The 12,200-nt window shown below is 29.8% G+C and carries 12 protein-coding genes; 2 read left to right on the top strand and 10 right to left on the bottom strand.

All coding sequences use genetic code 11. The features are described 5' to 3' along the window. Positions 1–185: 185 nt before the first annotated feature. Entirely contained in the window at positions 186–563 is a 378-nt protein-coding gene (locus B3W71_RS04415) for a CoA-binding protein (protein WP_346887731.1), read from the bottom strand. Positions 564–820: 257 nt separating this feature from the next. Between B3W71_RS04415 and B3W71_RS04410 the strand changes: the two genes are divergently transcribed. Then, positions 821–1,933: a sn-glycerol-3-phosphate ABC transporter ATP-binding protein UgpC gene (locus tag B3W71_RS04410; protein WP_346887730.1), complete on the top strand. Its 1,113-nt coding sequence runs from the start codon at positions 821–823 to the stop codon at positions 1,931–1,933. 163 nt (positions 1,934–2,096) lie between these two features. Here the strand turns inward: B3W71_RS04410 and B3W71_RS04405 are convergent, their stop codons facing one another. From B3W71_RS04405 to B3W71_RS04395, 3 genes are all read right to left on the bottom strand, one after another. Then, on the bottom strand, positions 2,097–2,942 hold the full coding sequence (locus B3W71_RS04405) for a carbohydrate ABC transporter permease (RefSeq protein WP_346887729.1): 846 nt from the start codon (positions 2,940–2,942) through the stop codon (positions 2,097–2,099). Then, positions 2,942–3,820: a sugar ABC transporter permease gene (locus tag B3W71_RS04400; RefSeq protein ID WP_346887728.1), complete on the bottom strand. Its 879-nt coding sequence runs from the start codon at positions 3,818–3,820 to the stop codon at positions 2,942–2,944. The genes B3W71_RS04405 and B3W71_RS04400 overlap by 1 nt, the downstream gene beginning before the upstream one ends. A gap of 73 nt (positions 3,821–3,893) precedes the next feature. After that, a complete protein-coding gene (locus B3W71_RS04395) occupies positions 3,894–5,156 on the bottom strand; it encodes a sugar ABC transporter substrate-binding protein (protein WP_346887727.1) in 1,263 nt (420 codons plus the stop codon). 273 nt (positions 5,157–5,429) lie between these two features. On the opposite strand from B3W71_RS04395, the gene B3W71_RS04390 reads away from it, so the two are divergent. Beyond that, positions 5,430–7,418 (top strand): fructose-1,6-bisphosphatase, encoded by a 1,989-nt coding sequence (locus tag B3W71_RS04390; RefSeq protein WP_346887726.1) that lies wholly within the window; start codon positions 5,430–5,432, stop codon positions 7,416–7,418. Between the two features lie 229 nt (positions 7,419–7,647). Here B3W71_RS04390 and B3W71_RS04385 read toward each other — a convergent pair whose 3' ends face one another. From B3W71_RS04385 to B3W71_RS04360, 6 genes are read right to left on the bottom strand one after another with little or no spacing between them, the layout of a single operon-like run. Next, positions 7,648–8,559, bottom strand: coding sequence for a hypothetical protein (locus B3W71_RS04385; RefSeq protein WP_346887725.1), 912 nt, complete (start codon positions 8,557–8,559; stop codon positions 7,648–7,650). A gap of 9 nt (positions 8,560–8,568) precedes the next feature. Next, complete coding sequence (locus B3W71_RS04380) at positions 8,569–9,096, bottom strand: hypothetical protein (protein ID WP_346887724.1); 528 nt, start codon at positions 9,094–9,096, stop codon at positions 8,569–8,571. Further along, positions 9,096–9,761, bottom strand: coding sequence for an ATP-binding cassette domain-containing protein (locus tag B3W71_RS04375; RefSeq protein WP_346887723.1), 666 nt, complete (start codon positions 9,759–9,761; stop codon positions 9,096–9,098). Before B3W71_RS04375 ends, B3W71_RS04380 begins: the two co-directional genes overlap by 1 nt. Positions 9,762–9,776: 15 nt before the next feature. Next, on the bottom strand, positions 9,777–10,571 hold the full coding sequence (locus tag B3W71_RS04370) for a hypothetical protein (RefSeq protein ID WP_346887722.1): 795 nt from the start codon (positions 10,569–10,571) through the stop codon (positions 9,777–9,779). 4 nt (positions 10,572–10,575) lie between these two features. Continuing rightward, positions 10,576–11,373, bottom strand: coding sequence for a hypothetical protein (locus B3W71_RS04365; RefSeq protein WP_346887721.1), 798 nt, complete (start codon positions 11,371–11,373; stop codon positions 10,576–10,578). Beyond that, entirely contained in the window at positions 11,360–12,145 is a 786-nt protein-coding gene (locus tag B3W71_RS04360) for a hypothetical protein (RefSeq protein WP_346887720.1), read from the bottom strand. The genes B3W71_RS04365 and B3W71_RS04360 overlap by 14 nt, the downstream gene beginning before the upstream one ends. Positions 12,146–12,200: the final 55 nt, after the last annotated feature.

Raw genomic sequence — 12,200 nt, 5'->3', positions numbered from 1 at the left:
AAATAGACGAGCATTCTGACTTATTTATTTTTTGAAGATGCCTTATACAAAAATTGCATGATATCATATCTAAATATTGCATATAAATAGGACTGCCTTCAAATAAGTTAATTATTAGGAGGCAATCCCATTATTTATTTATCATATTATTTGAATCTTAATATATTTCCTTATTACTTAAAGAATTATAGTTTACTTAGCTCTACATGCATACAGTCTTCTACTTCTATATTAAAGCCTAATTTTTTAGCTTCTTCTATAACTTCCTCATTAAAGGAACCTGGTTGGAACCATACATTTTTGATTCCCTTTGCTTTTATTTTAGGAAGAGATTCTAAAGCAATTTTAGGATTAACTATTATGTTTATTCCATCTATTACCTCTGGTAATTCTTCTATAGATTTATATAACTTTATTCCATCTATAGAATTATATTTAGGATTTATTCCATACACAGTATACCCTTTATCCTCTAATAATCTGAAGATTTTATAGCCAAACCTTGTAGTGTCATTTGTGGCACCAAGTAAGGCCCAACGTTTAAGATTAAGCATTTTATTCATATTAATCACTCCTTATCTTATTTTATAAATAGTTTGTTTAATTCTTATAGTTATTATTCTTTAATCCTATCACTTAGAATGCACCTTTTCAATTACTTTAGGCATATGAAAATAAATAATAAGTCAAAGATGGGAAGTATATTTTGAGGATGCCTTAGATGCAATTTGTATTTTTATTGACATAGTAATAAAGTGTACTATAATATATGTTAAATATAACTGAACTATTATTATATATATTTGAGAGGAGCAATAAAATGGCCAAGATAACCTTTAATAACATTATGAAAAAATATGATGGAAATGTTGTCGCTGTCAAAGACCTTAACTTAGAGATAAGGGATAAGGAATTTCTTATTTTAGTTGGGCCATCAGGCTGCGGAAAATCTACCACTTTAAGAATGATTGCAGGGCTTGAAGATATTACAGATGGTGAATTGTTCATTGGTGATAATTTAGTAAACAATGTTGCTCCTAAGGATAGAGATATTGCCATGGTGTTTCAAAACTATGCCCTATATCCTCACATGACCGTATATAAGAACATGGCTTTTGGCCTTAAGATGAGAAAGGTACCAAAGGATGAAATTCATAGAAAAATTACTGAAGTTGCTAAAACTTTAGACATTGAAGATCTCCTCCGCCGTAAACCTAAGCAGTTATCAGGAGGCCAGCGTCAAAGAGTTGCCTTAGGCCGTGCTATTGTTCGTAATCCAGCAGTATTCTTGCTTGACGAGCCACTATCAAATTTAGATACAAAGCTTAGGACACAAATGAGAACAGAGATAACTAAGCTACACAAAACTTTAGGTACGACCTTTGTATATGTTACCCATGATCAAACAGAAGCAATGACTATGGGCGATAGAATTGTGGTAATGAAGGATGGACTTATTCAACAGGTGGATACGCCTATGGGCCTATACAACAAGCCTTGTAACCTATTTGTAGCTGAATTCATGGGATCTCCTAAAATGAATACCTTAGAAGTTTCTCTAGTAAATAAACCTGATGGTTTTTATGCTGAATTTCATGGAAATGTCCTTAAGCTACCTAATACTGAAGAAATTAAGGCATTGTTTAATAAATACATAAATAAAACTATTATCCTTGGTTTTAGACCTGAAGATGTATATGTTGGAAATAACTCCATTAAGGATACTCTAAGTAATATGATATCAACTAAGGTTGACATAGTTGAGCTAATGGGCTCAGAAGTATACTTACATCTAGACTGTAATGGTAAAAAGTTAATCGCAAAAGCTCCATTTCCTACAAGTATAAAATCAGAAGAAAAAGTAAATGTAGCTATTGACACAAGTAAGCTTCACTTCTTTGATAAAGATACAGGAAAAAGAATAAGCTTTTAATATATTAATATTTTCTAGAGTAATATATAATTTAAAACAAGCTTTACATTAAGATTAAGTACTCATTTTGTAAAATAATTAATTTAGGACGTAACAACTTTAATGTTTGTTACGTCCTAAACTAAATTTTGTGATATCTCAAATTACATATTATCCTTTTGTTTTATCCTTTTGTTGAACCCCCGGTCATACCAGATACTAGAAACTTCCTAAATATCAATGCTATCAGTGCAGGAGGAGCTATTGCAATCAACCCTGCTGCTGCAGTAATACCGTATTGAATAGAATCTTTGGTCATAAATTCTGATGTTACGATGGATACTGGTTTAGTATTCATAGAAGATGCAAGTATCAGCGGTATCTGAAATTGATTCCAAGCACCAAGAAACATAATAAGGGCAGCAGAAAGTATAATCGGATAGGAAATCGGAAGAATAATCCTAAAAAGTGTCTCAATTCTTCCGCAGCCGTCTACCCATGCTGCTTCTTCTAACTCTTTTGGAATCGTTGAAAAATAATTTGATATCAGCCATGTACTCATGGGAAGGAATGAGCTTACATAAACAACACTCAACCAGAATGTGTTATCAAGAAGTTTCTTTTCCATAAATATGCGGAACAGTGGAATAATCGTCGCAAATACCGGTATTACCATAGTAATTAACATTGCATTTCGAATAAATGTCCTCCCTTTAAACTTCATACGTGAAAGAGTATATGCACTGATTAGTGATATCGGAAGCCCTATACAAAGTGTACAAAATACTGCCTTCAATGAATTACCAAGTCCTTTGAACAATCGTATGTTCTGCTGGCTTCCTATATCAAATAAAACCTTATAATTGTCCCATATTGCGTCTTTTGGGAACATATTCATTGTATTTTTAAACATTTCATATTCCGGTGTAATGGATACACAAAATGCCCATACAAATGGCCCTACCGTAAGAATCAAGAATATAATCACTGCTAATGTATATGTTATATTCATCTTCTTTTTCTGCTCCATTAGTACTCCACCTCCTTATTCATGCTACGAAGATAGAAAAATCCTAAGATTGCAGATATAAACATAATGATATATGTCAATGCGCTTCCCTTTCCAAAGTCAAGGAATGAAAAGATGGTCAAATAATCTTCTATTAATAAGTTTTTCCCTAAATCACTATACCCTGATAAGGCCACAATTTCATCAAAAATATTAATTGCCGTAATTGAAGCTGAAGTAATCCCTATTCCCAAAAATGGAAGTAGCAATGGCGCGGTGACATGGCGGAATACCGTCCACTTTCCTCCACCATCAATTCGAGCTGCCTCATAGATTTCACTAGGTATGGCACGAAGCCCCGAGAAACATACAATGGCACAAAAAGGAACACTTCTCCATGCTGCCACAATTGCTACTACCAACAGCAAAAGCCATCTAGAAGACAACCATTCAATTGGCTTGTCAGTAAGATTTAGCATAATAAGCAACTTATTCATGAATCCATATCCTGGATGAAATATAAAGCGCCATATAATACCATTTACAATGGGTGGCATGGCCCATGGTAGAATTGCAATCGCCATCAATACTCCTGATATCTTTGTATCTACATTCAAAATCAGCGCAACTAACAATCCAAAAACCGTTGTAAATACTACTACAGTCACCAATAAAAACATAGTATTTTGAATACTATACCAAAATGAAGGAGATTTCAATATTGAAATATAATTTTGAAACTTAATGAAATCAATATCGTTTGGTGAAGTCAATTTCATGGTATGTAAGCTATATGAAAAGGTAATAATAATTGGATAAAACACCAATGCACACATAATTATAATCATTGGTAACAGCAATACATATGGCAATATATTTACTTTTTTTCTTTTATACATATCTACACTTCCATCAATATAGAAAATTATAAGTGCCTTTATGACACCTATAATTTTCTTATTACTTTTCTTACTATTTTGCTAACTCTGTTACTTTTTTATTCATAGCATCAAATGCTTCCTGTGCTGAAATTTCACCAAGAACCATTTTATTTATATTGTTATATATTGCATTACTCATTTCTGAATAATAGTCAGGAACTCCATTTGGGAATGGAGATTTGATTAATTTTGCTTCATCAAGCATAGCACCTGCATTTTTAAATGTTCCATCATTAATTAACTCTTCCAATACAGAATTACGTGTAGGAATAGAGCTATTTGCTGCATATAATTTTTTCTGAGTTTCTGCAGAAGTATACCATTCTACGAACTTCTTAGCAGCTTCTTTATGTTCAGAGAATTTCGTTATACCGATTGCTTCTGGAAGTGGCATTGTCACTTCAGAAGTGCCTGCCTTTCCTGGTAATAAAATCGGTACAATATCCCCAACTACGCTACATTGTTCAGGATCATTGCTAATACCAACGAATTTTGTTGGTCCAACCATGAAACTTGCTTCGCCAGATGTAATCTTACGGTAGCAGTCCATTCCTGAGGATGTTTTTGCTGATGGGTCTATTAATCCTTCGTCTACCATTTTCTTTTCAAATTCAAGAGCATCTACTACAGATTCTTTATTTAATGTATTATCATCGTTAAATACAATCCCATTTCTTGCAAATGCCATCCACATCATAGATGTTGTTGCAGATTCATCTGCGTTCATCGGCATTGTAAATGGATAATCTACAACTTTTGCTGCTTTGATTTTTGTTAAATCGTCATATACTTCAGCCCATGTTTCAGGGGCTTTATCAATACCTGCTGCTTTAAAATGTTCTTTGTTATAGTACGCAATTCTGTAATCATTGGCATATGGAGCTGCCAAAATTTTCCCATCAATTGTGAATGTTTCCAATGTAGGGATATCTGCTTTATCTTCATCAGAAAAATCAAGCGGTTCTAACCATCCTGCACTGTTCATTTCACCAACCCAAGACCAGTCAACTTCTATTACATCAGCAGCTGCTGCTCCACCAGAAGCTGCAATCGAAACTTTATTTCGGATATCATTCCAGCTTACTTCATTTACAATTACTTCAATTCCAGTTTTCCCTTGGAATTCTTTGATTAATTCTTCTCCTGGATTACCCCAATCTGGAACCATAAGTGTAATTTCTTCACCTTTACTTTTATCTATGTCATTTTTTGCTCCTTGCTTAGAACTACATCCAACTAGCATAGTTCCAACCAAGACCACACTTAAAAGAGTACTTAATAGTTTCTTTTTCATGATCATTTCCTCCTTAAACTCATATACATTTCAACTAATAGTATATCAATTAATAGTATATATGATTCTACATTATCAATCAATAAACACCAAAATTTATAAATAAATTTTAGTTTATGTCAATAACTTACAATTTTCCTCTAATTCAAACTTTCTATTTATGCTATTAGAAAATTATATAGTTTTAATGTATAATATCCATATACAGTAATTATAATATAGCATATTACATATAACTATAAGAGATAGTTATTTGCTAAGAAGGAGATTGTTATGGGCAAAACTTGCGAAATAAGTGCTGATATAATTGAAAAAGATTTGAAATACCTAGAACTTCTTTCTCATAATTTTCCTACAATATCAGATGCATGCACTGAAATAATAAACTTAGAGGCAATATTAAATTTACCTAAAGGTACAGAACACTTTTTAACAGATCTTCATGGAGAATATGAAGCTTTTCAACATGTGTTAAAAAATGCTTCAGGAGTTATAAAAAGAAAGGTTAATGACATCTTTGGTAATACCCTTAGAGAAACTGAGAAAAAAGCATTATGTACCCTTATATATTATCCTGAACAATACATTGATATTGCTCTTTCTAAAGAAGTTGATCACGATGATTGGTACAAAATTACCCTTAACCAATTAATTCAAGTATGTAGAAATGTGTCTTCTAAATATACTCGTTCTAAGGTTAGAAAGGCTCTTCCTGCAGACTTCTCATACATCATAGAGGAACTGCTTCATGAGTCTGAAGCAAGACCAAATAAACAGAACTACTTTAATGGAATACTAGATACCATAATTTCCATAGGTAGAGCTAAAGACTTTATAATTGCAATCTGCAATGTTATTCAAAGATTAACTATAGATACTCTTCATATAGTTGGAGATATCTATGATAGAGGTCCTGGTGCACATATAATTATGGATACTCTTTGTAACTATCACTCCTATGATATTCAATGGGGTAATCATGATATTCTTTGGATGGGAGCTGCTGCTGGAAATGACAGCTGCATTTGTAATGTTATAAGAATATGTACTAGGTATGCTAATCTAGAAACTTTAGAAGATGGTTATGGTATAAACATTTTACCTTTAGCACGCTTTGCCATGGATGTGTATTCTAATGATCCATGTAAATCATTTAAACCAAAGGTTAATGTTAATTATTATAAAGAAAAAGATTTAAAACTTATGGCTCAAATGCATAAGGCAATTTCTATTATTCAGTTCAAATTAGAAGGTGAAATTATTAAAAGACACCCTGAATTTAATATGGATGATAGAAGATTTCTTGGTAAAATTAATTATGAAAAAGGAACAATTCTTATAGATGGCAAAGAGTATCCACTAAATGATACTAACTTCCCAACTATAGATATTAATAATCCTTATAAATTAACAGATGAAGAAAAAGAATTAATGTCCAAGCTTCATACCTCTTTCTTAAATAGTGAAAAGCTTGAGAAACATGTTAGATGTCTTTACTCTAAGGGTAGCCTTTATTTAAAGAGTAATGCTAATCTTTTATATCATGCTTCTATTCCGTTAAATGAAGATGGTTCATTTAAAAAGGTTAAGCTTAAAAATCTAGAGTATGCAGGAAAAGAATATCTAGATAAAGTAGATAGAATTGCTAGAGAAGCTTACTTTAATGAATCTGACAGCCAAAATGCTCACTATGCTTTAGACTATATGTGGTACTTATGGTGTGGTCCTGATTCACCTCTTTTCGGTAAGGATAAAATGGCCACCTTTGAAAGATATTTTATAAATGATAAGGTAACTCATAAAGAAAATAAGTGCCCTTACTTCAATCTTAGGGATAATGAAGAAGTGTGCAATAATATATTATTAGAGTTTGATCTTTCTCCTGAGCACTCTCACATCATTAATGGACATGTACCTGTTAAAACTATTAAAGGGGAAACTCCTATTAAAGCTAACGGAAAACTTCTAGTTATAGATGGAGGCTTCTCTAAAGCTTATCAACCCGAAACAGGTATCGCAGGGTATACTTTAATTTATAATTCCTATGGACTTCAATTAGTTCAGCATGAACCTTTTGAATCAACTCAAACTGCCATTGATGAAGGTAAAGATATTCTCTCTACTAACTTCATTTTAGAATTTAATTCTAAAAGACTAAAGATTAGAGATACTGATATAGGTAAGGAGCTTATAAGCCAGATTCATTACCTTCAAATGCTATTAAATGCATATAGAAAAGGTATGATTAAGGAAAGAAAATAATTAATATCTTTAGTCCTATAAAAAGGACCTATTATTTTTATCTTCTTCTTCCCATAATAAAACAGCTTTCTATGATATATTTATTTTATCATAGAAAGCTGCTATTATTTGTAATTTATAGAGTTTTTCACAGGCTCCACAGAAATGTCCATTTAGTTGGGCTCACTTCAAAATACTGTTTACTTTTTTATTTTAAAGATTGCTGAGATAATCAACCTTTTATATTTTCTTATTTTTTTACATATCCAGAAGTATCTTTGTTGTACACGCTTTCATCTATTGGAATATTTACTTCTAAATTAGTGCACTCTAATTTGTATTTTACATTTTCATTATCATCAAAGGATAGAAATTGAAGTATTATTCCAGTTTCTTTATCCATAATTAAACAAAATTTACCTTGATTTGTATTAGATAACTGTTGATCAATTGCTCCTTCTAGCTTATACACATCTCTTCCTAAAAAAGTTGACTCTGTGTAATCCCAATCTTCATAAATAAATAGATATTTGGTAAGTGAATCCGAAGAAATAATATATCGGCTTACCCCTAAATACCCAAGGTCCGTTCTGTTAAGCTCTGGTTTTAAAAATAATCTAATGGGTTTTACTATTGTAGGTTTTGCCTTATGTTGCTTTTCCTCAAATTCTCTATAGATTTTATCATTATCATCAAAAACTTTTCTTTTATTATCATGATAAATTAAGGTTATAGGCTCTTTTCCTTCTGTATCATCTACATTTACTGAAGTTTTATTTTCTGTATCAACTGCAAAGGTGCACTTCATACGAGAGTTTTCCCTAGGCATTTCTTCAATAAACTCTCCCTTACATGTCTTAAAATTATCTACAGCATTAATCATCTTAAAATGTATCTCTTCCTTATCAGGATAATTTAAACTATTTTTTATTTTTTCACCTATTGGACTTGACTCTAGCATTCTTTCCTCTTCCTGTGATAATTTTATTTTTTTATTAGTATTATTTTCTTCCGTCTTTTCCTCTTCCCATGTTATAACTTCATCTTTTTTATTAAAAATATCAAGATTAGCTCTATTTGATTTAATTTCATACACCACAAGGGATACAGCCATTATTGTTAATACTATTGCTAATATATAACCCTTAGATTTTTTATTCATATTTTCCCCCTAAATTTTTAGTGCCTTTCTATATCTAATGCCATCATCAAATTTTTCCTTTATTTCATTGGGATATAGCTTTTCTCTTAAATACATATACACATTATCTTTTCCTTTTTCATATCGTTCCTTTTCAAGTATATACACCTGTGTAAGCAGTAGCGTTTCTCCTGGTTGAACCTTTCTTAAATTGCCTTTATCTAGCTTTGCAGGTCCTGTCTGGACACTATAATAATCTATTACTATTGCTGATTCTTGAAAAGTAATAGCATCTTTCACCTCAGATGTGGTGTTTACAATTTCTGAATTTACTATAAGTTGTATAAACTCTGTTCCGAATTTATTTGTAGCATCATGTTTTTTAGTTTCTGTTGAAAGTATCTTTATTTCAAGTCCTTCGCAATCTGCATAATTTCCATTTTCGTAGTATTCCATTGTATACTTTAAGGGAACATTATGATTAACCTTATAATAGCGATATCCAAATATTAATAAAATAATAATTAATAAAAATATTGCTATTTTACTTTTCTTCATTACTGCTCCTCCCTTAATATTTCATGATTAACAATAGAACCATTTTCTATGTAAAAAATTTCATCTGATAAAACCTCTAATTCTTCCTTATCATGGCTTGCTATTAAAATTAACTTATTACTATTTTTCATGTTGATAAGTAATTCTTTAATTGATAATACTGCATCTGAATCTAGTGCATTGGTAGGTTCATCCAATATTATCAACTCAGGATTTTCCATTAAGGCTTGAGCTATTCCTAGGCGTTGTTTCATACCTAAGGAGTATTTTTTAAACTTCTTTTTATCTTCAGGATCTAATCCTACTGCTGATATAATCTCTTTAATTTCCTTATCTCCTACTTTATTATTAATTTCAGAAATAAGCTTAAGATTTTCATAGCCACTTAAGTTTGGTAAAAAACCAGGATATTCAATAATAACTCCCACACTTTCAGGAAATGAAATATCCTCTCCTAATACTTGTCCATTAATTTCTACCTTTCCCTCTGTCGGCTTTATTAACCCACATAAGGCTCTAAACAACATTGTTTTTCCTGAACCATTTTTTCCTCTAAATCCGTATATTTTTCCTTTATTAAGTTTTAAATTTATATTATTAAGAATTCTTGTATTCTTTATTTCTTTAGATAAATTTTCTACCTTTAAATAATAACTTTCATTCATAAATACACCCCATTACTATATAAAATCCTTATTTTTTAATAATTTATATCCCAAAATCATCAATATAACACTTATAAATATTGTATAAATAGTTGAAAATAATATTGATATCCCAATTTCAATATTAAAATAATTATGTCTTAAAATCATAGAGTGAATTCCTATAAGAAATTTATTTTTAGATACTATAGACATTGTTAAAATTATAGTTGTTATTAAAAAAGAATATCTGGAATTTATTACTATCGATAGTGTGCATTGGATAAATACCAGTGCTATAGATGTTAATATATAAGTTGTAATCATTGATATAAGAATAGTTAAATTTGGTACTTTTATAACTAATTCATTATCTATTAAGCTACTATCCCCTAAACTAAAGCCTAAAGCTGCTCCCCCTAATAAATATGTTAAACCCATTACTACTAAATATATAAAAACCACATTTATAACAATCCAAGTACACTTTGATATCCAGTATAACAAAATTTTCTTGCTTCTAAGTAAAATATAGTTAGAATCTCTTTTAGTATTTTCACTAATAAAATCTCCTAAAATGAATATTGTAAATATATTTACAATTAACCAATTTATCGGAGCCTCTATTGATTTTTCATTAAACTCTAAATCTTTATATATAGTGAAAAATAAATCCATTAAATTTCCATTGTAATTAATTATGGCTACTATGTATCCGATATTTAAAATAAGCATAATAGCTAAAAATAATATGAGTTTTTTCTTATAAAAATTAAATCCATAAATCAAATCTAGCTTTAATATGTTTTTAAATGATTTTAAATTATCCATTACACTAATATCCTTTACTTATAAAATCTTTATTCTTATAAATCTCTCCACCTATTAAATAAAGAGCTATAAGAAGGAAAATTAAATATAAAATATTCATTAAAAAATCACTAGGATTAATCCAACTTTCTATGGTCAAAGAAAACTTATTCATAAATAGTGCACCATTAAAAAATTCAACATCTATAAAAGGAATGGCTAATACTGTTATACCTAATGCTCCATTGTTATTTATAACATTTTTTAAAATTAAAACAAGAAATCCTAGTACAGAGAGTCCCATGAATTTTATTATAAAGGTTTTTAAAATTACAATATATGTTGGTATAGAATTTAAAATTTCAAGTACATCTAAATTTTTATATTGTGGCAGTCCATATATGGGATCATTTTTAGGCCATAAATTTTCGAAACCACTTGCATACATCCATCCAACACAATATCCTAAGCATACAATAAGTAAAGATATAATAATTGAAAGAGCAATTACAAAAACCACATGACTATTAAATATATTCTTACGATTCTTCATCTTTATTATAAAGCTTTCCTTCTCACTATTTATAATATGAGAATTAACTCCAAAGAATAAAATAGGTGCATATAAATATATAAATGCTGGGACTCCTGACATTCCACCTTGTCCATTTAATTGTGAAACAATGTTTATTACTGATTTATCTTTTAATGAAGACATCATAAAGTAAATAGATAATGAATAAATTAGAATAAATACTGAAATTAAAATAAAATATATTTTTTTATTCTTAATTTCCCTTTTTAAATTATTAATTAAGCTCATTTTTCATTCCTCCAATTGTAAATATGGAAAAACAAGCTGTGATTAATATAAGTGGAATAGCTATAAACATATGATTATATCCAGAAGGATTAAATAAAAAAATCATTGGAGAATATGTATAGCCTAATACTATATTCATCATAACATCCATTGCTATATAAACTATAAAAGGAATAATTGTAATAACATATTTATTCCTAAAATATATACTACTAGCTAAAGCAATACTACTAAAGGTTCCTCCATATATAAATAACAAGAAAATTCTTATAAATACATGCAATAATGGAAAGTTAAAGTATATATACGGTAAAAAATCTCTTGGTTCTAAAGTCAGAGAACTATAAAATACTTTTGGCTCTATACTAGGAATAAAAGAAGCATATATCATGTAATTTACTATCAATGGAATACTAATAATTAATCCACTGACAACAAAATTTACTAAAAACCTATTAATTAAATACTTCTTTTTATCATATCTAGTGATTATATTTTTTATAAAACCGCTTTTTACATCTTCCAAATAAGCATCTGCAAAAGCAATGGTAACGATTAATGGAAACACCATTTGAAGCATTCGTACATATTTTCCAAGACTATATAATATTAGATTATTATAAACTCCATTTGAAAAGTCTATAAAATCCTGTGAACTTAATCTTATATGATTATTACTAAAAGCCTCTAAAGAAGCTATTGTTATTCCAACTAAAAGCGCTACATAGAAAGATCTACTTTTAAATATTCTCTTTATCTCAATCTTTATCATAAACTTCTCCTATATAAACTATACTGCGCCAGTTTAAAACTGGCACAGTACAAAC

It is taken from the genome of Clostridium sp. UBA1056 (genome assembly GCA_002316385.1).
Classification (GTDB): domain Bacteria; phylum Bacillota; class Clostridia; order Clostridiales; family Clostridiaceae; genus Clostridium_J.
The sequence above is the reverse complement of the archived record's forward strand: the minus strand, read 5'-3'. Positions and strand labels throughout refer to the sequence as shown.